Genomic DNA, 24,625 nt, shown 5'->3' with positions numbered 1-24,625 from the left:
AAGCGCATCGAACCGATGCGCTTTTCTTTTTTGAGGCTGGCCGGGCGGCCGGGGCTTCAGGGCAGGTCGCGGATCGTGACCTCGATGCCACCGAAGCGCGCCGCGACCCAGTTGTAGGCCTTGCAGGCCAGCCACAACAGGCCGAAGCCGATCAGCGCATTGAGGATCAGTGCCGTGAACACCGTGATGCCCGGGAGGTCACCGTAGCGGATAAAGGCCACGAACAGTCCCAGCGAGACGATCGGTACCGAAAAGCACAGGTACACGAGCACCAGCGCGCGGGCGGTTTTGACCGGGTGGAGGTACGCAATCTCCTGATTCATGACAGCTTGGGGCATAGGCAGAGTAATGTTGCGCAAGTGTATCGAATGGGTGCAGCGGCGCATAGTCCGCCACCCGCAGGGTACGGAAAACGGCCGATCTGGCGGCTAAACGTCGGCTAAAGGTCAAAAAACTGCGGCACAAAAACGACACCGTGGCGCAGCCTACATCAGCCCGTCGAACAGCATCACCTCGACTTCGTCGCCGGCCTCCACCCGCCCTTGATCGTGCCCGAGGACGATAAAGCAGTTGGCCTCGCTCATCGAGCGCAACACGCCCGATCCCTGCTGGCCGGTCACGCCTACCTGCCAGCGTCCGTCCTCCGCCTGCGTMAGGATGCCGCGCTGGTATTCGGTGCGGCCCGGCTTCTTGCGGATCGGCTGCACGCTGCGCACGCGCATCAGCGGCAGCGGCGGCACATTGGCACCCATCTGCCGGTGCAAGGCGGCCCGCACGAAGTGATAGAAGGTCACCATCACCGCCACCGGGTTGCCCGGCAGCCCGAACAGCAGCGCTTCGCGGCCATGGGAGACGATGCGGCCGAAGGCCATGGGCCGCCCCGGGCGCATGGCGATCTTCCAGAACGTGACGTCACCCAGCTGCGCCATGATCTGCTTGGTGTAGTCGGCTTCCCCGACCGACACGCCGCCCGAGGTGATGACGGCATCGGCATTCTCGCAGGCGCTGCGGAACGCGGCTTCGAGCGCCTCGGGGTCGTCGCGCACCACGCCCATGTCGACCAGGTCCACGTCCAGCCGGCGCAGCATGCCGTGCAGCGTATAGCGGTTGGAGTCGTAGACGCAGCCCGGATCGAGCGGCTCGCCGATCGAGCGCAGTTCGTCGCCGGTGGAGAAGAAGGCGACGCGCAGGCGGCGCCGGACCTTGATCTCGGCCACGCCGAGCGATGCGAGCAGGCCCAGGTCGGCCGGGCGCAGGATGCGGCCCGCGGCGAGCGCCGCCTGGCCTAGCGCGAGATCCTCGCCGCGCAGGCGGCGGTTGTCCCCGGCGCGCACCGAAGCGGCGTCGAAGCGGATCTGCTCTCCGTGTACCTCCACGAACTCCTGTGGGATCACGGTGTCGCAGCCGGCCGGCATGATCGCGCCCGTCATGATGCGCACCGCCTGGCCACGCCCTGCGCGCTGGCTACCCGCACCKCCGGCGAAGGCGCTGCCGGCGACCACCAGGGTGACTTCGCCGCCGCCGGCCAGTTCGTCGCCGGCGAAGGCGTAGCCGTCCATGGCGGCGTTGTCGTGCGCCGGCACGTCCAGCGTGGAGATGACGTCCTMGGCCAGCACGCGGCCCAGCGCGGTGCGGATGGCGAKCTGTTCGGTGCCGCGGACCGGTTCGATCACTTCGCGGATGATCTGGCTGGCCTGCGCCACCGGCAAGGCGCCGGGATCGTAGTCGGACAGGCAGGAAATGACGGATTGCAGAGAAGGCATGGAGCGGTCCCGGAGAGGCAGTGGCCTGGTTTGTCAGCGCGCTTCCAGCGAGCGCAACTCGTCCAGCGTATTGATATTGGCAAAGGCGCCGGCGTCGTCGAACGGCACTTCGGCAAGGCGGTGGGACGCGGCCCAGGTCTCGATCTTGCGGCCGCCGGCATCGAGGAATGCCACCAGGCTGTCGCGTGCCGTCACCGGCATCAGGCAGAACACGGGCTGGGTTTGCCGTCGGCCCTGGGCATCGACGGTGACGGGGATGGCCATCTCGGCGCCTTCCGCCTCGATCGCGGCCGCCAGGCGCGAGGCCAGGTCGGGCGGCAGGAACGGCGAGTCGCAGGGCGCGGTGAGCAGCCAGGCGGTCTGGCACTGTTCGAGCCCGGCGAGCATGCCGGCCAGCGGCCCGGCGAAATCGGGCACCGAGTCGGTCGCCACGGGTACCCCGAACGACTCATAGGCCGCCAGGTTGCGGTTGGCATTGATCAGCAAGCCGCCGGTCTGGGGCGCCAGGCGCATCAGCGTATGCATGGCCATGGGGGCGCCCCGGAATGGCTGCAGGCCCTTGTCGGTCCCGCCCATGCGGCTGCCCCTGCCGCCGGCGAGGATCAGGCCGGTAATGTCGTCKCGTGAAATCATCGGGTGGAAGTTGGGTTGCGGCGCGGGCGGCACGTTGACGGAAGGTCCGGGAAGGTGCGGAAAGGTGCGGAAAGGTTGCGGAACGCAGTGCGAAGGTGCGCCCTCAGCCGCCGATGTAGGACATCTCTATCTTGCTTTCGGCGCGCGCCTGCCGCACCGCCGGATCACTGCGCTGTTCGGAGTAACGATCGGTGCGGGCCTGCCAGACCTGCGCGATGGCGTTGGCGATTTCCAGGTCGCTGTGCGGGCCGCGCAGCAGCGCGCGCAGGTCGTAGCCCTCGGTGGCGAACAGGCAGAGGTAGAGGCGGCCTTCGGTCGAGAGGCGGATGCGGCTGCAGTCGCCGCAGAAGGCGTGGGTCACGCTGGAGATCACGCCGATCTCGCCGGCACCGTCGCGGTAGCGCCAGCGTTCGGCGGTCTCGCCGCTGTAGTTGGCGGCGATGGCTTCGAGCGCAAACACTTCGTGGATGCGTTGCACCACATCGGCGGAGGGCAGCACCTCGTCCATTTGCCAGTGGTTGCTGGCGCCCACGTCCATGAACTCGATGAAGCGCACGATGATGCCGCTGCCGCGAAAATGCGTCGCCATCGGCACGATCTCGGCATCGTTGGTGCCGCGCTTGACCACCATATTGACMTTKATCGGCGCCAGGCCCACCGCCTGGGCGGTCTCGATGCCGTCCAGCACGTCGGCCACCGCGAAATCGACATCGTTCATGCGGCGGAAGGTGTCGTCGTCGATGGCATCCAGGCTCACGCTCACGCGCGTCAGGCCCGCATCGCGCAGGGAGCGCGCCTTGCGCGCCAGCAGCGAAGCATTGGTGGTGAGCGTCAGGTCGAGCGGCTTGCCCGCGGGCGTCTCGATGCGGGCCAGCATTTCCACCAGCTTCTCGATGTTCTTGCGCAGCAGCGGCTCGCCGCCGGTCAGGCGGATCTTCTCCACGCCGTGCGCGACGAAGAGGCGGGCGGCGCGCTCGATTTCCTCGAAGCTGAGCAATTCKGAATGGGGCAGGAAGGTGTAGTCCTTGTCGAACACCTCCTTGGGCATGCAATACACGCAGCGGAAGTTGCAGCGGTCCGTGACCGAGATGCGCAGGTCATGCAGCGGCCTGCCGCGCCTGTCGGCAACCAGTCCCGACGGCGGGGCGAGCAAGTCCGGGATGACGGGCGTCATCGAGCGGTAGCGGTGGTCGCGCAGGTCGAAGATGGGAATGACGGATTCGGTCATGGCCTGGGGTTGGGGGGCGAATCTGTGACGGGCAGGCAGGGCCCGTTCCGGGGGCTGTCCTCGGGCACCTTATCGGGGCGCCATCATGCTGTCATTCTAGCCGAGCCTGTGCCTGTACCGTCGCTGCCAGGCCGCACGGGTGCGAACGCGGCGTGCAGATATGAAAAAAGGGACGGCATCGCCGTCCCTTTCCTTGCTTCCTTGCTTCCTGGCCGAGGCCGCTTATTCCTGCGGCGTCGTTTCCTTGACKGCGGGCGCCGTCTCGACCAGCACCATCGGGCCTTCCGGCAGCGGGGCCAGCGGCTTGCGCTCGCGAACCACGCGCGGCGCCGCCGGAATGCTGGCGGCAGCTTCCTGGGCTGCGCGCAGCTTGCTGCTGTMGGTGCTCACCCAMTCGAGACCGGCCGAGGCCAGCATCGGTTGCAGGCCTTCGATGGCCACCGGCGCAGGAGCCGCCGGGGTCACGGTCGCAGGTGCTGCCACGGGCGCTTCCACCGGCGCGGGAGCCTGCACAGCGGCTTCCACGACGGGGGCGGGCGCCGGCGCATAGGCGGCGGGGCTGGCGATGACGGCTTGCGTCACCGGGGCTTGTGCTACCGGGGCCTCTGCCACCGGGGCTTGCGCTGCCGGGACTGCCTCGACGGGCTCGGCTGCCGGTGCGGCCAGCGTTTCGGCTGGCAGTACCGTCGGCGCGGGCGCTGCCACGGCGGCTTCGGCCGGCTGATAGGCCGGGACGCTGGCCGCGGGCTCGGCGATCACGGCGGCGACCGACTCKGTCACCACGGCTTCKACKGTCTCGACAGCCTCGACGGTCTGGACTGCGGCAACGGGCGCGGCGGCATCGGCTGCCACTTCACGCGCTTCCACTGCCTGCTCGCCGTCCGCGCCCTCGGCGCCTTCGGTGCCTTCGCCGGCCTGCACGCCATCGTCGCGTTCGCGGCGATAGCGGTTGCGGCCGCGGCGGTTGCGGCGACGGCGTTCTTCGCCTTCGCCGTTCTCGGCACCTTCCGGCGCTTCCGGCAGATCCGTGCGTGCGTTGTCAGCTTCGTCGCGCTGGGCTACCGGCGCGGCTGCGGCAGGTGCAGCCACGGAAACCGCGCTTGCGGCCACGATGGCGACGCCAGCGGCTTCAGCAGCCAGGCCTTCGCCGGCTTCGTCTTCACGCGGCGCGTCGCCGCGCTGGCGTTCGCGCTGGCGCTCGCGGCGCTCCTGGTTGCGGTCGCGGCGGCCTTCCCSGCGGCCCTCGGTGCGCTCGGCTGCCGCACCTTCCGGCTGGCGGGCCGGCTGGGCTTCCAGCGCGGCCTGGCGCGGGGCGCGGCCATTGCGCTCACCGCGCTCGCCGCGTTCCGTGCGTTCGCCACGCTCGGTGCGCTCGCCACGTTCGCCACGGGCCTCGACGCGTTCACCGCGCTCGGCACGTTCAGCACGTTCGCCACGCTCCTGCGGCGCGCGCTCGCCGCGCTGGCCGCGGCCCTGGCGGTCGCCACGTTCACCGCGTTMGCCACGCTCGGTACGCTGGCCACGGCCTTCGCCGCGTTCGCCGCGCTGGCCGCGTTCCCGGCGGTTTTCGCCGTTGCGCTGTTCCGCCTCAGCCGGCTTGGCCGGCTCGATGGCAGGTGCCGCCGGCTTGGCGCCGAACAGGCTCTTGAGCCAGCCGATGAAGCCACCGCTGGCGACCGGCTGGGTGGCCGGCACCGGGCGGGCAACCGGCGCTTCGGGGCGCGGGGTGCGTTCGGCGCGCGGCACCGACACGGGCGCCGGCTGTTCCGGCGTGATGCCCTTGACGGCGGCTTCCTGGCGCGGCTTGGCGTCTTCCTTCTTGCGGCTGCTGTAGCTGGTGTCGGCTTCCAGTTCCTTGGCGGCAGCCTCGGCCATCTTGTAGCTGGCGGTGCTGTCTTCCAGGCRCGGATCGTCGTGGCGCAGGCGCTCGAGCTTGTAGTGCGGGGTCTCGAGGTGCTTGTTCGGGATCAGCAGGACGTTGACCTTGAAGCGCATCTCGATCAGGTTGATGTCCTGGCGCTTCTCGTTGAGCAGGAACGCGGCCACTTCCACCGGCACCTGGCAGTGGATGGCGGCCGTGTTTTCCTTCATCCCTTCTTCCTGGATGATGCGCAGGACCTGCAGGGCGGAGGATTCGGTATCGCGGATATGGCCGGTGCCGTTGCAGCGCGGGCAGGTGATGTGCGAGCCTTCCGACAGCGACGGGCGCAGGCGCTGGCGCGACAGCTCCATCAGGCCGAAGCGGCTGATCTTGCCCATCTGCACGCGGGCGCGGTCATGGCGCAGGGCGTCCTTCAGGCGCGTTTCCACGTCCTTCTGGGCCTTGCTGGCTTCCATGTCGATGAAGTCGATSACGATCAGGCCGCCCAGGTCGCGCAGGCGCAGCTGGCGGGCGATCTCGTCGGCGGCTTCGAGGTTGGTGCGCAGCGCCGTTTCCTCGATGTCGGCGCCCTTGGTGGCGCGGGCCGAGTTCACGTCCACCGAGACCAGGGCCTCGGTGTGGTCGATCACGATGGCGCCGCCCGAGGGCAACATCACCATGCGCGAGTAGGCCGATTCGATCTGGTGTTCGATCTGGAAACGCGAGAAGAGGGGGACGTCGTCCCGGTACTTCTTCACGCGGTTCATGTTGTCGGGCATGACCACGCTCATGAAGGCGCGCGCCTGCTCGTAGATTTCGTCGGTGTCGATCAGGATCTCGCCGATGTCCGGCTGGAAGTAATCGCGGATGGCGCGGATCACCAGGCTGGATTMGAGATAGATCAGCAGCGGGGCCTTGTTGTCGCCGGCGGCGCCGTCGATGGCCTTCCACAGTTGCAGCAGGTAGTTCAGGTCCCACTGCAGTTCTTCCGCCGAGCGGCCGATGCCGGCGGTGCGGGCGATGATGCTCATGCCATCGGGCACGGTCAGCTGGCCCATGGTTTCGCGCAGTTCCTGGCGGTCCTCGCCCTCGATGCGGCGCGACACGCCGCCGCCGCGCGGGTTGTTGGGCATCAGCACCAGGTAGCGGCCGGCCAGCGAGATAAAGGTGGTCAGCGCGGCGCCCTTGTTKCCGCGCTCTTCCTTTTCGACCTGGACGATCAGTTCCTGGCCTTCGTGCAGCGCGTMCTGGATGCGCGCGTTGCGCACGTCCACGCCTTCCTTGAAGAAGGCGCGCGCCACTTCCTTGAACGGCAGGAAGCCGTGGCGCTCTTCGCCGTAGTTGACGAAGCAGGCCTCCAGCGACGGCTCGATGCGGGTGATGACGCCCTTGTAGATATTGCCCTTGCGCTGTTCGCGACCGGCAGCTTCGATGTCGATGTCGATMAGTTTCTGACCGTCGACAATGGCGACGCGCAATTCTTCCTGCTGCGTCGCGTTGAACAACATGCGTTTCATCGCATTACCTCACTCCAATGCCGTGGATTGCACCGGCATGCGGTGCCCGCGGCGTTCCGTGGAGCACGCGAGGGAGCGAGTGAGGGCGCGAGAATTGCCGAAAGCGCCGGCGCGCCGGCAGGCGCGGCCCGGCTGGGCGCGGGTGAAAGAGAGGTAACGACGTCGAAGCGCCGTCCGCATGGTCAGAGAGAACGCCGGTGTGCTGCTCTGCGCAGCGTTTCCGGCGGGTTTCCGACTGGCATTGGCGGCGATRCGGGCGCAAAAGGCGCCGGTCGCATCGCGGCCGGCCGCGGAAGGCCTAGACGCGTCAAAGAGCAAGTTTGTCGTCACGGCAATGCTGCTTCGCTACCTGACATCTCCTGGCGGGCGCACCTACTACTTCTTGGAGTTCTGCGACCGGGCGCCGGTATAAACCAGTCAGGTGGCGTCTGAAGCATGCCGGCGGCACCGTTTCCCGGTGCGGGCGGGACTTCTCTCACCAGAGCGGATGCCAACAGGGCATCCGCGATCAAATTCTGTTCTACCTGAACACTCTTCCCACGTGACCGCCGTCAGCGCCGAAGTTGCCTTTGGGCGACTTCCTGCGCGGGCGATACCGTGCGTGCTGCGTTTTTGCTGCCATTCACCAGCCGCGGGCTCGCGGGGTACGCAAAGAAGCGGGAGGCTGGCAGGGCTGGCGGCAACCCAAAGTGTAAAATACGACGAATCGCCTACACCTGACTTGCGCTGCCGGTCTTTGGCCGGGACAGCGAGGAAATTATATTGAAAATGAATGAGTTACGCCATCAAATTGAAAAAGAGGTGCGGCCCGCCGCGGCCACGCCCCAGGTGGCGTACGTAACAATTGGCGAAGAGKCCGAAGGGCAGCGCATCGACAACTTCCTGCTGAAGCTGTCGAAAGGGGTGCCCAAGAGCCATGTGTACCGCATCCTGCGGTCGGGGGAAGTGCGCGTCAACAAGGGCAGGATCGACGCCACCTACCGCCTGAAGGTGGGCGACGTGGTACGCATTCCGCCCATGCGCGTGGCGGAGAAAGCGTCCGATAACGCCCGTTTCGTGCCGGCGGCGAGTTTTCCCGTGGTGTTCGAAGACGATCACCTGCTGGTGATCGACAAGCCTGCCGGCGTGGCCGTGCATGGCGGCTCGGGCGTGGMCTTCGGCGTCATCGAGCAGTTGCGCCGCGCGCGGCCGCAGGCCAGGTTCCTCGAGCTGGTGCACCGGCTGGACCGCGAAACCTCGGGGCTGCTGATGCTGGCGAAGAAGCGCACTGCCTTGGTMAACCTGCATGAGCAGATCCGCGGCAACGCACTGGACAAGCGATACTTTGCCTGCGTGGCCGGCCAGTTCGAKAATGCCCGCCAGCACGTCAAGCTGCCTCTATATAAGTACACCACGGCGGACGGCGAGCGCCGGGTGCGGGTCCAGGAAGACGGCTTGCCCTCGCACACCGTCTTCAACCGGCTGGAAGTGCTGCATGGATTTACCTTGCTCGAGGCCGAACTGAAGACCGGCCGCACCCACCAGATCCGCGTCCACCTGGCGCATTCGGGCTTCCCGATCCTCGGCGACGAGAAATATGGCGACTACGGCCTGAACAAGGCGCTGGCCCGCAGCGGCGCCAACCCTGGCCTCAAGCGCATGTTCTTGCATGCGCACAGCCTGACCTTCACGCATCCGGCCAGTGGCGAAAGCGTCACGGTCGCTGCTCCCATGCCGCCGGAATGCGAAGCCTTCCTGCAGCAAGCCCGTAACCAGCGCGCCCACGACTGAGGCGCCGACAAGGATATCAATGGCCAGGCAACGTTTCGACCTGATCGTGTTCGACTGGGATGGCACCTTGATGGATTCCACCCCGACCATTGCCAAGTGCATACAACTGGCGAGCCGCGATCTCGGCCTGCCGGTGCCGGATGACAGTGCGGCCAGCCACGTGATCGGGCTAGGCCTCAAGGATGCGCTGTCCTATGCCGTGCCAACGCTGGACCCGGCCGACTATCCCAAGCTGGCAGAGCGCTACCGCTTCCATTTCCTCACCCGCGACGCGGAACTGGTGCTGTTCGACGGCGCGCGTGAGATGCTGGAGGCACTGCATGCCCAGCATTACTTCCTCGGCGTGGCGACCGGGAAGACGCGCGCAGGGCTGCAGCGGGCGCTGGAAGCGACGGGGCTCGGACCCCTGTTCGACGGCACCCGCTGCGCCGACGAAACCTTCTCCAAGCCGCACCCGGCCATGCTGCATGAACTGACGCGKGAGCTGGGCCAGGAAATGGAGCGTACGGTGATGATCGGCGATACCACCCATGACCTGCAGATGGCTGCCAACGCGGGCGCCGCCGGCATTGGCGTGGGCTACGGCGCCCATCCCGCCGATGCCTTGCGCGCGATGGCGCCGGTGCACTGCGCGGCGTCRATCGCCGACCTGAAAGACTGGTTGCTGACGCATGCCTGAGACGAGCGAGAGTGCGGTCTCCGGCCCGCCGGACGGCCGGCGCCTGTGCGCCGCCGATGACCTGGCGGAGGGCGGCGCTGGTGTGCGTTTCGTGGTCGAGATCGGCGGGCGTCAGGTGGGTGCGTTCGTGGTGCGCTTCGAGGGGGCGGTGCACGGCTACCTGAACCAGTGCGCCCATGTGCCGATGGAGCTCGACTGGCAAGAAGGCCAGTTTTTCGAGTCCTCGGGCCTATACTTGATGTGCGCGACACATGGCGCGATTTATGCGCCAGATAGCGGGTTGTGCGTGGGCGGTCCGTGTCGGGGCGCTTCGCTGTCCAGGCTGCGCGTGGAAGAGCGCGGCGGCAGCGTGTACTGGATGCCGGAAAGCCCGTACGAGGCGCCCGCGGCCCAGCCGGCCTAGCCCCGGCCCCGCATTCCCGTCGAGCGCGCCCGTCGATAACCAAGAGCGAACCAAGAGCCAACTGCATGACTGAAGAGCAAAAACCGCCCCAGGACGAAACTGGCAAGCCGAAGGATCCGGCCACTCCTGCCAGCACCGGGGTGTCCGCCGCATCGGACGACCGGTTGGAAACCGCCGCCGCCGCCGATTTTCCGCTGGAGCAGGACCTGCGGGCGGGCGACGCCGCCGCGCAGCGCGAAGCCAGCGAGCGCAAGGCGCGCCTGGCCGGCAGCGGTGCCGGGCCGGTGCCAACCGGAGCTGGCTGGGAGCGCGATGTGCTGGAAAAAGTGCTGATGGCGACCCTGCGCGAGCAGCGCGCCGCGCGCCGCTGGCGCATCTTCTTCCGTTTCGCCGGGCTGGCCCTGCTTGCCTTGATCTTCTTCGCCATCTTCGATTTCAAGGGCGACGGCGGCATCACGACGTCCGGCCGGCACACGGCAATGGTGTMGCTCGACGGCGAGATTGCGGCCGGTACGCCGGCCAGCGCCGAATCGATCAACGCGGCACTGCAGGCCGCGTTCGCCGATTCCAGCGCCGCCGGCATCATCCTCAAGATCAATTCGCCCGGCGGTTCGCCCGTCCAGGCCGGCATGATCAACGATGAGATCCACCGCCTGCGCACGCTGTACCCGAACAAGCCGTTCTACGTGGTGGTGGAGGAGATCTGCGCCTCGGGTGGGTACTATGTGGCGGCGGCCGCCGACAAGATCTACGTCGACAAGGCCAGCATCGTCGGCTCCATCGGCGTGCTGATGGATGGTTTCGGCTTCACCGGGCTGATGGACAAGCTCGGCGTGGAGCGCCGGCTCTATACCTCGGGCGCCAACAAGGGCATGCTCGATCCGTTCTCGCCGCAGGTACCGCGGCAGAAGCAGTACGCGGAAACCATGCTCAAGCAGATCCACCAGCAGTTCATCGACGTGGTCAAGGAAGGCCGTGGCRACCGCCTCAAGGACGATCCGGACCTGTTCTCCGGCMTGTTCTGGTCCGGCCAGCGCAGCGTGGAGCTGGGCCTGGCCGACGGGCTGGGCAATGCGGACTATGTCGCGCGCGACCTGTTCAAGGCCGAGGACATCGTCGACTACACGGTGAAGGAAAACATCGCGGAGCGGGTTGCCAAGCGCTTCGGCGCGGCGATGGGTACAGCGGCGATGAAGACCATGTTGTTCGGTACGCGGCTGCAGGCAATCCACTGAGCCGGGCGCTGRCGCGCGGAAATGCAGAACGGGGCGCAAGCGCCCCGTTTTTTCGTTTTCGCTCCCGGGCTATGCGGGAGCCGGTTCAGGTGGCCAGCAGTGAAAAGATGGCCGGGCGTTTATGCAGCGCAAGCCGCTCGGGACGCCACTCGGAAACGGGCAGCGTCACGATGGTCTCGCTCGGCAAGGTCAGGTCCACCGCGATGGACAGCATGGTATTGCCTGCGCAGTGCTGGCGCAGGGCATCGAGCAGTTGGCCATTGCGATAGGGCGTCTCGATCCAGACCTGGGTCTGGTGCGCCTTGCGCGACAATTGCTCCAGCTCTCGCAGGCGCTGGGCGCGCTCGCCCGCATCGACCGGCAGATAGCCGTTGAAGGCAAAGCTCTGGCCATTCAGGCCGGACCCCATGACCGCCAGCAGGATGKAGCTGGGCCCGACCAGCGGGCGCACCCGCACGCCCCTGGCATGTGCCAGGCGCACCAGGTTGGCGCCGGGGTCGGCCACGGCCGGCACGCCGGCTTCGGACAGCAGGCCGCCGTCGCGGCCTTCGCGGATCGGGGCGAGCAGGGCGGCGAGGGCATCGTCGCGCGTGTTGACGTTGAGTTCGCGGATTTCGATCTGCTGGACCGGCCTGGCCAGTGGGCAGGTCTCGCCGAGCTTCTTCAGGAAGGCCCGTGCGGTCTTGGCATTCTCCGCCACCAGGTAATCCAGCCCGGCGGCGATCTGCTGCACGCCAGCCGGGATGACGTCCGGCAGCGGGTCGGTCTCGTCGCGCTTGCCCAGGGTGTTGGGGATCAGGTAAAGGATGCCGCTCATGCTTGTTTCCTGTCAGTGTTATCGGTGCTGTCCTTGCCGGCGCGCTCAGGCCTGGAAGAGCGGGTAGCCGGCGTGGYGCAGCATGGTGGTCAGCGCGATCAGCGGCAGGCCCACCAGGGCGGTGGGGTCGTCGGACTCCATGTGCGACAGCAGGGCGATGCCGAGGCCTTCCGATTTGGCGCTGCCCGCCACGTCGTAGGGGCGTTCGATGCGCAGGTAGGCTTCCAGCTCCTGATCGGACAGTTCGCGGAAGGTCGCGCGTGTCTGTACATCGGCCAGTTGCGCCGCGCCGGTGCGGCCGTCGAACAGGCACAGGGCAGAGTGGAAAGTGACGGTACGCCCACGCATCCATTGCAGTTGCGCGAGGGCCTTTTCATGGGTGCCCGGCTTGCCGATCTGCCTGCCGTCCAGCGTGGCGACCTGGTCCGAGCCGATCACCAGGGTGCCCGGGTGGCGGTCTGCAATCGCCTGCGCCTTGGCGCGGGACAGCCGCAGCGCGGTGGCTTCCGGGCTTTCGCCCGCCAGCGGGGTTTCGTCGATATCCGGCACTGCCACCTCGAACGGGATGCGCAGGCGCTCCAGCAATTCGCGGCGGTAGGGCGAGCTGGAGCCGAGGATCAGCACGGGACGGGATGATTGCGACATAAGTAATTGAGTGGAAAGGGAAAGCGACCTATGGTCGTCATCCAAAATTTTGACCGCAGTAGAAAAATAGACGTATAATCGTCTGTTTAGCCAAGCAAGTCCGGCGCATTGCTGTGTGTATACCGGCGTTTGCGGCTCCCGGGCCACGTTTCGGGTCGCCCTGGCGATGAAACCGGCCAGCGGGGTGCTTCCGGCAAGGCACGACAGACGGCACGAGAAGACATGACCCAGCCGATTCAGCCGATTGATCTGCGCGCGCTCGATCTCTTCGCATTTTGCCGCGCCGGTGGCCATGCTGCMGGCGAAGTTCCGGTGCGCGATTTGCCGCGCATCATAGCCGAGACCGCCGCGCAAGCGCCAGCATCGGCGCCCGACGAAGTGTTCGCCTATGTGCTTTCCGGCTTTGTCGAGGAAGAAGAGGGCGAACCCGGCGCGCCGGCGACGCAGCGCCAGTTCGTCGATCTGACCGTGAACGGGCGAGTGTGGCTGGACTGCCAGCGCTGCCTGCGCGTTTTTGCCGAGACCATTGCCACGGACATGTGCTTCGAGGTGATGGCCAGCGAGGAAGAGGCCGATGCGGCGGCCATGGACGACGATGAGGTCGACGTGATCGTCGGCTCCAAGCGCTTCGACCTGCTGTCGCTGATTGAAGATGAAGTGCTGCTGGCCTTGCCGGTGGCGCCCAAGCATGACGTTTGCCCGGAGGTGCACGAAAGCCTCGTGACCGGGGCCGACGGGCTGGTGGAACCCGAAGCAGAGGAACCGCCGGAAGAAGAAAAACGGCCTTCGCCCTTTGCGGCGCTGGCCGGCCTGAAGACGAAGCACTGAGGCCGGTTCACCGGTTTCAGGCAACGTCCGCAAGGCACCAGGATCAGCATCCGGCCGGGCCCGGCTACGCCTCGTGCGGGATGCGTGTGTTACCATTGAAAAATTCTCGAAGGAGTCATCATGGCAGTTCAACAGAACAAGAAGTCGCCGTCCAAGCGCGGCATGCACCGTTCGCACGATCACCTGTCGGCAGCGCCGCTGGCAGTCGAACCGACCACGGGCGAGACCCACCTGCGTCACCACGTGAGCCCGAACGGCTACTATCGTGGCCGCAAGGTCATCAAGACCAAGAACGACTGACAGATCGTTCGGCGTGACTTTGCGTCTCGTACGCGCACGTTGGTAGGTCAAAAACAAGAAAGCGGCAAAATCGTTGCCGCTTTTTTGTTGCGCGCTCGCCGCGCAACCGTAGTGCAGGCTTCCGGCCATAAGTCATGCCGACATGCGCTTCTGCACCAGGAAACAATGACGATCAAACTAGCTATCGACTGCATGGGTGGCGATCACGGTGTCTCCGTGACAATCCCTGCGGCGATCAGTTTTCTCTCCAGCCATAACGACGCCGAAGTGGTGCTGGTCGGCTTGCGCGACAGCATCGAGGCGCAGCTGAGGAAGCTGCACGCGCTCGATCATCCGCGCGTGCGCGTCGTGGCCGCGACCGAAGTCATTACCATGGACGATCCGGTCGAGGTGGCGCTGCGCAGGAAGAAGGATTCTTCGATGCGCGTGGCGGTGACCCAGGTGAAAGAGGGGCTGGCCGATGCCTGTATCTCGGCGGGCAACACCGGCGCGCTGATGGCAGTGTCGCGCTACGTGCTCAAGACGCTCGACGGGATCGAGCGCCCGGCGATCGCCACTTCMATCCCCAACGAACAGGGCTGGGGCACCACCGTGCTCGACCTCGGCGCCAATGCTGATTGCGAGCCCGAACATCTGCTGCAATTCGCGCGCATGGCCGAAGCCATGGTCGCCGTGGTGGACCACAAGGACCGCCCCAGCGTCGGCCTGCTGAATATCGGCGAGGAAGTGATCAAGGGCAACGACGTGGTCAAGCGGGCCGGCGAGCTMCTGCGCGCATCCGAGCTCAACTTCTACGGCAACGTGGAAGGCAACGATATCTTCAAGGGCACCACCGACATCGTCGTTTGCGACGGTTTCGTCGGCAACGTCGCGCTCAAKAGCAGCGAAGGCCTGGCCAAGATGATCGGCAACATGATCAAGGAAGAGTTTACGCGCTCGTGGTTCACCAAGCTCCTGGCGGGGCTGGCCATGCCTGTGCTCAAGCGCCTGTCCCGTCGCCTCGACCCCGCGCGCTACAACGGCGCATCGCTGCTGGGCCTGCGCGGGCTCGTGATCAAGAGTCACGGTTCGGCCGACGCGCACGCTTTTGAGTGGGCTATCAAACGCGGGTATGATGCGGCCAGTAATGGTGTGATCGCTCGCACCATTCAGGCTTTCGCCAACAAGTCAGGTACCGGCACCCCGGCTTCCGGCCCGCAGTCAGGCGCCCAGGATCCCAGTCCAAGCCCGCACGCCGCCTGAGGTTCTGATGCAGATGCCGCGGGCGACGACCCGTGGCCACACGATCGATCCGACATTACATGACCAGCTACGCAAAAATCATCGGGACCGGGAGCTATCTGCCTCCCCGGCGTGTCACCAATCAGGAGCTTGCGGCGCAACTGGCTGAGAAGGGCATCGAGACCAGCGACGAGTGGATCTTCTCGCGCAGCGGCATCTCGGCGCGCCACTGGGCCGAGCCGGATGTCACCTGCAGCGACCTGGCGGTGAAGGCCGCGGAGCGCGCGCTGGAAGCGGCCGGCATCGACCGCCAGAGCATCGACCTGATCATCGTCGCCACGTCGACTCCCGATTTCGTCTTTCCGAGCGCCGCCTGCCTGGTGCAGCAGAAACTCGGCATTACCAATCACTGTGCCGCATTCGACATGCAGGCCGTGTGTTCCGGTTTCGTCTACGCGCTGGCCACGGCCGAGAAGTTCATCCGTAGMGGCTMGCATCGCAATGTGCTGGTGATTGGCTCGGAAGTGTTCTCGCGTATCCTCGATTTCAATGACCGCACTACCTGCGTGCTGTTCGGCGACGGCGCMGGCGCGGTGGTGCTGTCGGCGTCCGAGGAACCCGGCATCCTGTCTTCGGCGATGCACTCGGACGGCAGCCACGTCGAGATCCTGTGCGTGCCGGGCAATGTCGCCGGCGGCAATATCACCGGCAACGCGTTCCTGCACATGGACGGCCAGGCCGTTTTCAAGCTGGCGGTGACCGTGCTGGACAGGGTTGCGCGCGAGGCACTTGCCGGCGCGCAGTTCCCGGCCGAGAAGGTCGACTGGCTGGTGCCGCACCAGGCCAATATCCGCATCATGCAGAGCACGGCGAAGAAACTCGGCCTGACTGCCGAGCGCATGGTGGCGACCRTACACGAGCACGGCAACACGTCGGCTGCCTCGATCCCGCTGGCCCTGGACGTCGCGGTGCGCGACGGCCGTATCCGCGCCGGTCACCACGTGCTGATGGAAGGCGTGGGCGGTGGCTTCACCTGGGGTGCGGTGCTGGCGCGCATGTGACATCCGGGCGTGCGGGGCGGCATGCCGTCCCGCACGCCGCGTCGGTTTTGCGTATTCATCTTCTAGATTCGATTGCGATGAAATTTTCCTTTGTATTCCCGGGCCAGGGCTCGCAGGCCGTCGGCATGCTCAACGCCTTCGCCGACAACGCCGTGGTCCGTGCCACGCTGGACGAAGCTTCCGCCGCGCTCGGGCAAGACCTGGGCCGCCTGATCGCCGAAGGCCCGGCCGAGGAACTGAACCTCACCACCAATACCCAGCCGGTGATGCTGACCGCCGCGGTAGCGGTCTACCGCGCCTGGATCGATGCCGGCGGCGCGGCGCCTGCCATGGTCGCGGGCCACAGCCTCGGCGAGTATTCCGCCCTGGTGGCGGCCGGGGTGATTCCGTTCGCCGAAGCGGTGCCGCTGGTGCGCTTCCGTGCGCAAGCCATGCAGGAAGCCGTTMCGGTGGGCGAGGGCGGCATGGCGGCGATCCTCGGGCTGTCCGACGACGATGTGCGCGCCGCGTGCGCCKAGGCTGTGGCCGCGGGCGCCGGCGTGGTGGAAGCCGTGAACTTCAATGCGCCGTCGCAGGTGGTGATCGCCGGCCACAAGGCGGCGGTCGAGAAGGCCTGCGAAATGGCCAAGGCGCGCGGCGCCAAGCGCGCGCTGCCGCTGCCGGTGTCGGCCCCGTTCCATTCCTCGCTGCTCAAGCCGGCGTCGGACCGCCTGCGCGAGCGCATGGCGGGCATGACCTTCGCCGCGCCGGCCATTCCGCTGGTCAACAATGTGGACGTGGCCATCGTCAGCGATCCGCAGTCGATCAAGGATGCGCTGGTACGCCAGGCGGCGGCGCCCGTGCGCTGGGTGGAGTGCGTGCAGAAGATGGCTGCSGAGGGYGTCACCCATGTGATCGAATGCGGCCCCGGCAAGGTGCTGGCSGGCATGACCAAGCGCATCGACGGCAACCTGACCGGCGCCGCGATCTTCGATCCGGCCTCGCTGCARGACACGCTGGCGCTGCTGAAGTAAGACTAGGACCCACGCAATGACGAAATTTCTGGAAAACCAGGTCGCACTGGTAACCGGCGCATCGCGCGGCATCGGCCGGGCCATCGCCCTCGAGCTGGCCGCGCAGGGCGCCACGGTAGTCGGCACCGCCACCAGCGAAGCGGGTGCGGCTGCCATCAGCGAATACCTGGCGGCGGCCGGCGGCAAGGGCCGCGGCGCCGTGCTCAACGTCAACGATGCCGCKGCATCCGAGGCGCTCATCGACGAGCTGGTCAAGGCCCATGGCGGCCTCGGCATCCTGGTCAACAACGCCGGCATCACGCAGGACCAGCTTGCCATGCGCATGAAGGACGAGGACTGGGGCGCGGTGGTCGAGACCAATATGACCGCGGTGTTCCGCCTGTCGCGCGCGGTGCTGCGCCCGATGATGAAAGCGCGCGGTGGCCGTATCATCAATATCACGTCGGTGGTCGGCTCCACCGGCAATCCCGGCCAGATGAACTACGCCGCCGCCAAGGCCGGCGTGGAAGGCATGAGCCGGGCGCTGGCCCGCGAGATCGGCAGCCGCAACGTGACCGTGAATTGCGTGGCGCCCGGTTTCATCGACACCGACATGACCAAGGTCCTGTCGGATGAGCAGCACGCAGCACTGAAGACCCAGATTCCGCTGGGTCGGCTGGGCCAGCCGGAGGACATCGCACACGCGGTGGCTTTTCTGGCCGGTCCCCAGGCGGCCTACATCACCGGTACGACGCTCCATGTAAATGGTGGCATGTACATGAATTGATCACCTTTCGCGGCGGCCGGTTTCGAGGGAGAAGCCGGCAGAAGCCGCGTGAAGTGGTTGTTTTTTKAACTAAACGGGCGCCGTTCTTGCAATAGAAGGCGGGTGGGATTTTTATGGCCCAAACCTGCTAAAATGCGCCCACTTTTTGTCGAACTTCCCTGGAGGGTTACATGGACAATATCGAACAACGCGTCAAGAAAATCGTGGCAGAGCAACTCGGCGTGGCCGAGGCAGACATCAAGAACGAATCCTCGTTCGTGAACGACCTTGGTGCGGATTCGCTCGACACGGTTGAGCTGGTGATGGCGTTGGAAGATGAATTCGGCATGGAAATTCCCGATGAGGAAGCCGAAAAGATCACGACCGTGCAACAGGCTATCGATTACGCCACCGCACACGTCAAGGCCTAAGCCTGTCGTATCTGGATTCCGAGCCACAGAAGGCAGGCGGACGGGCCGTTGGGTCGTCCGCGCTGTTTTCTGTGGCTTTCGTCTGTTCGAAGAAGCACAATCGGATAGTCCGCGCCGCGATCGGCGTGGCCCGGCGCCGGCCCATGGCCAGCCCCGGCAATCGTTCCGGTTCTGCTTCACGYACYCGTAGGAAATCATAGTGAGCCGTCGTCGCGTCGTCGTCACTGGGCTTGGCCTTGTGTCTCCGGTCGGAAACACGGTTGCCGAAGGCTGGGCCAACCTGGTTGCAGGTCAGTCTGGCATCGCCACCATCACCAAATTCGATCATTCCGCGCTTGCCGTGCATTTCGCCGGCGAGGTGAAGGGTTTCAAGGCAGAGGACTACATCCCTGCCAAGGAAGCCCGCCACATGGATACGTTCATCCACTATGGCATCGCGGCGGGTTCGCAGGCGCTGAAGGACAGCGGCTACGAAGTGACCGAGGACAATGCCGAGCGCATCGGTGTGCTGGTCGGTTCKGGCATCGGCGGGTTGCCGATGATCGAGGATACCCACGCCGAGCTGACCAATCGGGGTCCTCGCCGGATCTCGCCGTTCTTCGTGCCGGGCTCGATCATCAATATGATCGCGGGTCACCTGTCCATCTACCATGGACTCAAGGGCCCGAACCTGGCCGCCGTGACGGCCTGCACCACCGGCCTGCACAGCATCGGCCTGGCCGCCCGCCTGATCCAGGCCGGCGACGCGGACGCCATGCTGGCCGGCGGTGCGGAATCTACGGTTTCGCCGCTCGGCATTGGCGGTTTCGCCGCCGCGCGCGCGCTGTCGACCCGCAACGACGATCCCGCTGCCGCGTCCCGTCCGTGGGACAAGGATCGCGACGGCTTCGTGCTGGGCGAGGGCGCCGGCGTGATGATGCTCGAGGAATATGAGTCGGCCAAGGCGCGTGGCGCCAAGATCTATGCCGAACTGATCGGTTTCGGCATGAGCGGCGACGCGTTCCATATGACCGCCCCGAATATGGATGGTCCGCGCCGCTGCATGGTCAGCGCGCTGAAGAACGCCGGCGTCAACGCCGACGAAGTCGGCTACCTGAACGCGCACGGCACCTCGACGCCGCTGGGCKACAAGAACGAAAGCGAAGCCATCAAGCTGGCTTTTGGCGACCATGCCTACAAGCTGGCCGTCAATTCCACCAAGTCGATGACCGGCCACTTGCTGGGCGGCGCCGGCGGCCTCGAATCCGTGTTCACGGTGCTGGCTCTACACCATCAGGTCTCGMCTCCGACCATCAATATCTTCAACCAGGATCCCGAGTGCGACMTGGACTACGTGGCCAACACGGCACGCGACCTGAAGATCGATGTGGCGGTGAAGAACAAYTTCGGTTTYGGCGGCACTAACGGCACGCTTGTCTTCCGTCGCGCCTGAATCCGGCGGCTGCCGGTTATCGCTCCTCCGGACTTCGCTCAGGACCCATCGCTTGCGGTGGGTCTTGKCGCTGTTCCTGTCTTGCGAGATGGCGGCCCTTGCGCTGCTTGCGCGCGAGGCGATATGGGGCTTTGGCCGCTCGGCACATGGCTGGAATCTGGCGCAATGGCTGTCGGTGTCCACACTGGCGGCGTCCTGCGCGTGGATGCTGAGCCACTGGCCCGCGCTGTGGCGCGGCGCGGCTTGTACCTATGCGGGACTGGTGCAAGGCCGCGACGCCACCGGCCGCGCGGCCATTCTGGTTCGCCTGCCGGATGGCGCCCACGCGGTGGCGCGCGTGCGCTCCAGCTGGGAGCTGGGCAGACTGGCTCTTTTGCTGGCCATGGAGCCTGTCAGCGGCAAGCCGCCCGGGATCCTCGTCATCAGCCGGGGTTCGGCGGCACCCTCCTCATTGAGAGCGCTGAAACGTGCCCTGGGCGTCGCCCGGCGCGAGCAGGCCGCGGCCGGTGGCGTCGCCTGATGGGCAATGGCCGCGGGCATTCTTCACAAAATGCGTTGCACCGCACTGACTGTGCAGTGGGCAACGTAGGTAAAATACAACGTTTGTCGTGAAGACGATACCAAGAGATACACTGCAGGTGACCCATTCGTGAGCGAACGCGAAGCCGATCAGCTCCTCGTTGAACGCGTCCAGAAGGGCGACAAGCGAGCCTTTGAATTGTTGGTGGCCAAATACCACCGCAAGATCATCAGGCTCATTTCGCGTTTGGTCCGGGATTCGGCGGAAGTGGAGGATGTGGCACAAGACGCTTTCATCAAGGCGTATCGTGCCTTGCCGCAGTTCCGTGGCGAGTCGGCGTTCTACACCTGGTTGTACCGGATTGCGGTGAACACGGCGAAGAACTACCTGGCCACCCAGGGACGCCGGCCCGAAGCCTCCAGCGATATCGATGCCGAAGAGGCTGAAACTTTTGCGGACGGCGAGCAACTAAGAGATATCAATACGCCGGAGTCGATGCTCCATACCCGCCAGGTCGCCGAAACGGTCAACCGGGCCATGGAGGCACTACCGGAGGAATTGCGCACTGCCATCACTCTTCGTGAAATCGAGGGCCTCAGTTACGAGGAGATCTCCGAAGCCATGGGATGCCCGATCGGAACCGTCCGCTCGCGCATCTTCCGGGCACGTGAGGCGATTGCCGAGAAATTGCGTCCGCTGCTGGGAACGGCAGAGGGCAAGCGGTGGTAAGTGGTAAGTAGCAAGAAAAAGTAGCAAGAAATGTCGTGCGGCCAGCGTTGCAGCCTATTCCTGCATCGATAAACGACAAAGCAGTAGACGGGATTGTCGGTGTTCAATGGTTTTTCTAGGGGCGGGAAATGGGTCAGGCTCATAAGCAGTCGGTTCATGTAGTGGAAGCAGCGGAGCAGATCTCCGTGCTGATGGATGGCGAGCTGGCGCCGCACGAAATCAATGCCGTACTGGATCTCGCCAAGAGCGAGCCGGGCATGGCGAGCTGGACGACATATCAGCTGATCGGCGACGCGCTGCGTTCGGAAGAACTGACGCATGCCGGCTCCACCGAAGATTTTCTCGCCCGTTTTTCCGCGCGCCTCGATAGCGAACCGCATGTGCTGGTGCCGGCGGTGGCGCAGGCGTCGGCGCACCGCATGCTGTTCAAGCCGTCCTGGGTTCGCAGGGTGATGCCGGGTACGGCCATCGCCGCCGCGGTGGCTGCCGTGAGCTGGGTGGTGGTGCCGCAGATGCGCGGTGTCACCGATCTCGGCACGCCGGACGCCGTGGTCGCGCGCGTCGAGCAGCCTGCAGTGCCCAAGACTGGCGGTATCGTGACGGTTGCCGCCGACAGTGCGCAGATGATCCGCGATCCGCGCCTCGACGAGTACCTGCGTGCCCATCGGGTATCGGTCGCCACCGACGCAGTCGTGCCGACCATGCGCACTGTTGCCAACAGCGCAAACTTTTCTCAGGACAACTCGCAGGAATAATGCCGGACATGCATAAAGGATGGTCGCCCGCCAATGTAGCGGGCGCACACAGAATAAGGGCCCTTCGCAGGTCCTTTTTTCTGGCCTTGTGTCTGACTGCGGCCGCGGCAAGCGCGCAGCCGCCGGACAATACGCTGGCCCGCCGCGATGCGACGGCCTGGCTCAACAAGATCCACCGCGCCGCCCAGCGCGAGAACTATGTCGGTACGCTGATCTATCAGCGCGGCAGCGTGATGCATGCCTCGCGCATCMAGCACTACAGCGATCTCGTKAACAACGAGTACGAACGGCTGGAAACGCTCGATGGCAAGCCGCGCGAAGTGCTGCGCCAGAACGATGTCGTCCACAGCCTGATCCMCGAAGCCAAGCTGGTGGTGGTGGAGAAGCAGGAGGCGAAGGATCGCTTCCCGGCCTTGCTCGCCACCAATAAAAGCGACGTTCTCGATATCTACGAGATGCGCAAGCTTCCCGGCGAGCGCGTGGCTGGCGTCGAGTGCGAAGTGTTCTCGCTCGATCCGCACGATTCCGCGCGCTACGGCGTACGCTTGTGGGCGGAGAAAAACTCCGGCCTGCTGATGCGCGCCCAGACCGTGGGAGAGGGCGGCAAGGTGCTGGAGCAGGTTGCGTTCTCGCAGGTCGAGATCGGCGTGCCCTCCGAGAAGCAGCGCATCCTCACCGCCATCAAGAATTCCGGGGCCTGGAATCATTACGAAGTCACCAACCAGCCGGCCAATATTGCCGACGAAGGCTGGACCATTGGGATTCCGGTCAAGGGCTTCCTGAAGATCCGCGAGGTCCGTCGCCCGCTCGGCGAGCTGCGCTCGCCGCAGGCGAACCCGCGCGGCCAGGTTTTCGAGGTGCTCCAGATCGTCTACAGCGACGGGCTGACCGGTTTGTCGGTCTTCATCGAGCCCGTTTCCGAGCAGCGCGTACGCCGCGAAGGCGTCGCCTCGCTCGGCGCCACCCAGGTGGTGGTGCGCCKGGTTGCCGATTTCTGGATTACCGTGGTGGGCGAGGTCCCCCCCGCCACAGTCCGCCAGTTTGCCTCGGCAGTAGAATATAAACCGCCGAAGGCGCACTGAGCCGGTTTGCGAACAAGGCACCAGCGGCGTTTGCTCGTCGCTGGCGCGCCGCGATCTGGCCCCTCCAATGCCTTGCTTCCTTCCTTTTCGCTGATTTCCGGGAGTCGATGATGTCACCAAGATCTCCAGCCTTGGCTCGGACCGTGCTCATGGCTGCCATTCTCGCCTTTGTGCCGCTGGTCGCAGAACTGAGCCACGCCCAGGCCGCCGCGCCATCCTATGGCCTGCCCGATTTCACCGACCTGGTCGAAAAGGCGGGTCCGGCCGTCGTCAATATCCGCACCACGGAGCGGGTGCGCGCGCGTGGYAACAACTCCAGCCCCGAGGACGACGAGATGGCGGAGTTCTTCCGCCGCTTCTTCGGCGTGCCGATGCCCGGCACGCCCACGCCGCCGGGCACGCCGCGCCGCAGCCAGCCGCCCCAGGGCGAGGAGCAGAGCCGCGGGGTGGGGTCCGGCTTCGTCATCAGCCAKGACGGCTATGTGATGACCAACGCCCACGTGGTGGCGGATGCGGAAACCATCTACGTCACCCTGCCCGACAAGCGCGAGTTCAAGGCCAAGCTGATCGGCTCGGACAAGCGCACCGATGTGGCGTTGCTGAAGGTGGATGCCACCGKCCTGCCCAAGCTGATGCTKGGCKATTCCGACAAGGTGCGCGCGGGTGAATGGGTGCTGGCGATCGGTTCGCCGTTCGGCCTGGACAAYAGCGTGACCGCCGGCATCGTCTCCGCCAAGGGCCGCGATACGGGGGATTACCTGCCGTTCATCCAGACGGATGTCGCGGTCAATCCGGGCAATTCTGGCGGCCCGCTGATCAACCTGCGTGGTGAAGTGATCGGCATCAATTCGCAGATCTACAGCCGCAGCGGTGGCTACATGGGCATTTCCTTCGCGATTCCCATCGACGAAGCGATGCGCGTGACCGAGCAGCTCAAGGCGAACGGCAAAGTCACGCGCGGGCGCATCGCGGTGGCGATCGGGGGCGTGACCAAGGAAGTCGCCGACTCGCTCGGCCTGGGCCGTGCCCGGGGCGCGCTGGTGGGCAGCGTGGAGCCCGGCGGCCCKGCCGAGAAGGCGGGGATCGAAGCCGGCGACATCATCCTGAAGTTCAACKGCCGCGATATCKAGAAGGCTTCGGACCTGCCGCGCATGGTCGGCGATATCAAGCCGGGCACGCGCGTGCCGCTGCAGTTGTGGCGCAAGGGCGCGACGCGCGAGGTCAGCATCACCGTGGCCGAGCTGGACGCCGACAACAAGGTCAAGACGCGCGGCGGCAATGCGCCGCGCGACGAGAGCAATGCGCCGGTGGCCAAGCCCAATGCGCTGGGCCTGATCGTCAACGAGATTCCCGACACCAAGCTCAAGGAGCTCAAGATCAAGTCCGGGGTGGAAGTCGAGCAGGCCGATGGCCCGGCCCAGCGCGCCGGCATCCGCCCGGGCGACATCATCCTGCGGCTGGGCGACAGCGACGTGACCAGCCCGCGCCAGTTCAACGAACTGGTCAAGGCCCTGGACAAGGGCAAGATCGCCGCGGTGTTCGTCAGGCGCGGCGACGCCACCCAGGTGCTCACGCTGCGCCCGAGCACGGTGTCTTCGCGCTAGGCATCGCCCCGATGGCGGATCTCACGCTGTATGGCAGKACCTACTGCCATCTGTGCGAGGACATGAAGGTCGCGCTGGAGCMGCTCCGGCGCGATTTTTCCTTTGTCCTGCATGAGGTGGACGTGGATGGCGACGCCGCCACCGAGGCACGGTTCGGCGAACTGGTGCCGGTGTTGATGACCGGCGTGCCCGCCGGTGCCGGCGAGGAGTTGTGCCACTATTTCCTCGATGCGCCACGCGTGCGGGCATGGCTCGCGGGGCAGGCGGACTGACAGGCCGCCGCCCGGGGCGCGGCGCGCCATTTCGCAATACGGAAGTCCTTGAAAGTACGGTAAAATCGCACTTTGGCGCAA

General features: G+C 65.8%; 25 protein-coding genes. 18 read left to right on the top strand and 7 right to left on the bottom strand.

The window, feature by feature from the left end:
- Positions 1 to 56: 56 nt before the first annotated feature.
- From AC1DKV_RS19200 to AC1DKV_RS19180, 5 genes are all read right to left on the bottom strand, one after another.
- Entirely contained in the window at positions 57 to 323 is a 267-nt protein-coding gene (locus AC1DKV_RS19200; RefSeq protein ID WP_043347933.1) for a hypothetical protein, read from the bottom strand.
- A 162-nt stretch (positions 324 to 485) separates the two neighbouring features.
- Positions 486 to 1,763, bottom strand: a complete 1,278-nt coding sequence (gene moeA / locus AC1DKV_RS19195) for a molybdopterin molybdotransferase MoeA (RefSeq protein ID WP_477137815.1) — start codon at positions 1,761 to 1,763, stop codon at positions 486 to 488.
- A gap of 33 nt (positions 1,764 to 1,796) precedes the next feature.
- Positions 1,797 to 2,396, bottom strand: coding sequence for a molybdenum cofactor guanylyltransferase MobA (mobA, locus tag AC1DKV_RS19190; protein WP_441619370.1), 600 nt, complete (start codon positions 2,394 to 2,396; stop codon positions 1,797 to 1,799).
- A gap of 103 nt (positions 2,397 to 2,499) precedes the next feature.
- Positions 2,500 to 3,624, bottom strand: coding sequence for a GTP 3',8-cyclase MoaA (gene moaA / locus AC1DKV_RS19185; RefSeq protein ID WP_477137814.1), 1,125 nt, complete (start codon positions 3,622 to 3,624; stop codon positions 2,500 to 2,502).
- A gap of 222 nt (positions 3,625 to 3,846) precedes the next feature.
- Complete coding sequence (locus AC1DKV_RS19180) at positions 3,847 to 7,002, bottom strand: Rne/Rng family ribonuclease (RefSeq protein ID WP_477137813.1); 3,156 nt, start codon at positions 7,000 to 7,002, stop codon at positions 3,847 to 3,849.
- A 768-nt stretch (positions 7,003 to 7,770) separates the two neighbouring features.
- On the opposite strand from AC1DKV_RS19180, the gene AC1DKV_RS19175 reads away from it, so the two are divergent.
- The 4 genes from AC1DKV_RS19175 to AC1DKV_RS19160 all read left to right on the top strand — a co-directional run bounded on the left by AC1DKV_RS19175 (position 7,771) and on the right by AC1DKV_RS19160 (position 11,089).
- Complete coding sequence (locus tag AC1DKV_RS19175; protein ID WP_477137812.1) at positions 7,771 to 8,772, top strand: RluA family pseudouridine synthase; 1,002 nt, start codon at positions 7,771 to 7,773, stop codon at positions 8,770 to 8,772.
- Positions 8,773 to 8,791: 19 nt separating this feature from the next.
- Positions 8,792 to 9,451, top strand: coding sequence for an HAD-IA family hydrolase (locus AC1DKV_RS19170; RefSeq protein ID WP_441619380.1), 660 nt, complete (start codon positions 8,792 to 8,794; stop codon positions 9,449 to 9,451).
- A complete protein-coding gene (locus tag AC1DKV_RS19165) occupies positions 9,444 to 9,854 on the top strand; it encodes a Rieske (2Fe-2S) protein (protein WP_441619382.1) in 411 nt (136 codons plus the stop codon). Before AC1DKV_RS19170 ends, AC1DKV_RS19165 begins: the two co-directional genes overlap by 8 nt.
- Before the next feature lie 65 nt (positions 9,855 to 9,919).
- Positions 9,920 to 11,089: a S49 family peptidase gene (locus AC1DKV_RS19160; RefSeq protein WP_477137811.1), complete on the top strand. Its 1,170-nt coding sequence runs from the start codon at positions 9,920 to 9,922 to the stop codon at positions 11,087 to 11,089.
- Positions 11,090 to 11,174: 85 nt separating this feature from the next.
- Here the strand turns inward: AC1DKV_RS19160 and AC1DKV_RS19155 are convergent, their stop codons facing one another.
- Together AC1DKV_RS19155 and AC1DKV_RS19150 are read right to left on the bottom strand one after the other, a co-directional pair.
- A complete protein-coding gene (locus tag AC1DKV_RS19155; protein ID WP_477137810.1) occupies positions 11,175 to 11,906 on the bottom strand; it encodes an SAM-dependent methyltransferase in 732 nt (243 codons plus the stop codon).
- A gap of 45 nt (positions 11,907 to 11,951) precedes the next feature.
- Positions 11,952 to 12,551 carry a Maf-like protein gene (locus AC1DKV_RS19150; RefSeq protein ID WP_477137809.1) on the bottom strand — a complete coding sequence of 200 codons (600 nt, stop codon included), beginning with the start codon at positions 12,549 to 12,551 and terminating at the stop codon, positions 11,952 to 11,954.
- A gap of 222 nt (positions 12,552 to 12,773) precedes the next feature.
- On the opposite strand from AC1DKV_RS19150, the gene AC1DKV_RS19145 reads away from it, so the two are divergent.
- The 14 genes from AC1DKV_RS19145 (at position 12,774) to AC1DKV_RS19080 (ending at position 24,544) form a co-directional block, all read left to right on the top strand.
- Positions 12,774 to 13,379, top strand: coding sequence for a YceD family protein (locus tag AC1DKV_RS19145; protein WP_441619390.1), 606 nt, complete (start codon positions 12,774 to 12,776; stop codon positions 13,377 to 13,379).
- Between the two features lie 120 nt (positions 13,380 to 13,499).
- Positions 13,500 to 13,679 (top strand): 50S ribosomal protein L32, encoded by a 180-nt coding sequence (rpmF, locus tag AC1DKV_RS19140; protein ID WP_010814675.1) that lies wholly within the window; start codon positions 13,500 to 13,502, stop codon positions 13,677 to 13,679.
- Between the two features lie 165 nt (positions 13,680 to 13,844).
- The gene (plsX, locus tag AC1DKV_RS19135; RefSeq protein WP_477137822.1) at positions 13,845 to 14,921 is read left to right on the top strand and encodes a phosphate acyltransferase PlsX; all 1,077 of its coding nucleotides are present in this window, start codon (positions 13,845 to 13,847) and stop codon (positions 14,919 to 14,921) included.
- 59 nt (positions 14,922 to 14,980) lie between these two features.
- Entirely contained in the window at positions 14,981 to 15,961 is a 981-nt protein-coding gene (locus tag AC1DKV_RS19130) for a beta-ketoacyl-ACP synthase III (protein WP_477137808.1), read from the top strand.
- Between the two features lie 77 nt (positions 15,962 to 16,038).
- A complete protein-coding gene (fabD, locus tag AC1DKV_RS19125) occupies positions 16,039 to 16,974 on the top strand; it encodes an ACP S-malonyltransferase (protein ID WP_477137807.1) in 936 nt (311 codons plus the stop codon).
- A 16-nt stretch (positions 16,975 to 16,990) separates the two neighbouring features.
- Entirely contained in the window at positions 16,991 to 17,740 is a 750-nt protein-coding gene (gene fabG / locus AC1DKV_RS19120) for a 3-oxoacyl-ACP reductase FabG (RefSeq protein WP_441619394.1), read from the top strand.
- 170 nt (positions 17,741 to 17,910) lie between these two features.
- Complete coding sequence (acpP, locus tag AC1DKV_RS19115; RefSeq protein WP_008644813.1) at positions 17,911 to 18,150, top strand: acyl carrier protein; 240 nt, start codon at positions 17,911 to 17,913, stop codon at positions 18,148 to 18,150.
- A 199-nt stretch (positions 18,151 to 18,349) separates the two neighbouring features.
- Positions 18,350 to 19,582 carry a beta-ketoacyl-ACP synthase II gene (gene fabF / locus AC1DKV_RS19110; protein ID WP_477137806.1) on the top strand — a complete coding sequence of 411 codons (1,233 nt, stop codon included), beginning with the start codon at positions 18,350 to 18,352 and terminating at the stop codon, positions 19,580 to 19,582.
- Positions 19,583 to 19,646: 64 nt separating this feature from the next.
- Positions 19,647 to 20,102: a hypothetical protein gene (locus tag AC1DKV_RS19105; RefSeq protein WP_477137805.1), complete on the top strand. Its 456-nt coding sequence runs from the start codon at positions 19,647 to 19,649 to the stop codon at positions 20,100 to 20,102.
- 129 nt (positions 20,103 to 20,231) lie between these two features.
- The gene (gene rpoE, locus AC1DKV_RS19100) at positions 20,232 to 20,831 is read left to right on the top strand and encodes an RNA polymerase sigma factor RpoE (protein ID WP_441619399.1); all 600 of its coding nucleotides are present in this window, start codon (positions 20,232 to 20,234) and stop codon (positions 20,829 to 20,831) included.
- A gap of 128 nt (positions 20,832 to 20,959) precedes the next feature.
- Positions 20,960 to 21,586 (top strand): sigma-E factor negative regulatory protein, encoded by a 627-nt coding sequence (locus AC1DKV_RS19095; protein WP_441619401.1) that lies wholly within the window; start codon positions 20,960 to 20,962, stop codon positions 21,584 to 21,586.
- Positions 21,587 to 21,594: 8 nt separating this feature from the next.
- Positions 21,595 to 22,668, top strand: coding sequence for a MucB/RseB C-terminal domain-containing protein (locus tag AC1DKV_RS19090; protein WP_477137804.1), 1,074 nt, complete (start codon positions 21,595 to 21,597; stop codon positions 22,666 to 22,668).
- Between the two features lie 149 nt (positions 22,669 to 22,817).
- The gene (locus tag AC1DKV_RS19085; RefSeq protein WP_477137803.1) at positions 22,818 to 24,272 is read left to right on the top strand and encodes a DegQ family serine endoprotease; all 1,455 of its coding nucleotides are present in this window, start codon (positions 22,818 to 22,820) and stop codon (positions 24,270 to 24,272) included.
- 11 nt (positions 24,273 to 24,283) lie between these two features.
- The gene (locus tag AC1DKV_RS19080; RefSeq protein ID WP_477137802.1) at positions 24,284 to 24,544 is read left to right on the top strand and encodes a glutaredoxin family protein; all 261 of its coding nucleotides are present in this window, start codon (positions 24,284 to 24,286) and stop codon (positions 24,542 to 24,544) included.
- Positions 24,545 to 24,625 lie beyond the last annotated feature (81 nt).

The organism is Cupriavidus sp. 05T41 (genome assembly GCF_056396525.1).
Note: the sequence above shows the minus strand (reverse complement) of the source record. Positions and strands in the feature narration are given on the sequence as shown.

Bases quoted from the DNA above. Each gene is read 5' to 3' on its own strand.
- AC1DKV_RS19200 (WP_043347933.1), bottom strand. From the start codon at position 323: ATGAATCAGGAGATTGCGTACCTCCACCCGGTCAAAACCGCCCGCGCG.
- AC1DKV_RS19165 (WP_441619382.1), top strand. From the start codon at position 9,444: ATGCCTGAGACGAGCGAGAGTGCGGTCTCCGGCCCGCCGGACGGCCGG.
- rpmF (WP_010814675.1), top strand. From the start codon at position 13,500: ATGGCAGTTCAACAGAACAAGAAGTCGCCGTCCAAGCGCGGCATGCAC.
- acpP (WP_008644813.1), top strand. From the start codon at position 17,911: ATGGACAATATCGAACAACGCGTCAAGAAAATCGTGGCAGAGCAACTC.
- AC1DKV_RS19095 (WP_441619401.1), top strand. From the start codon at position 20,960: ATGGGTCAGGCTCATAAGCAGTCGGTTCATGTAGTGGAAGCAGCGGAG.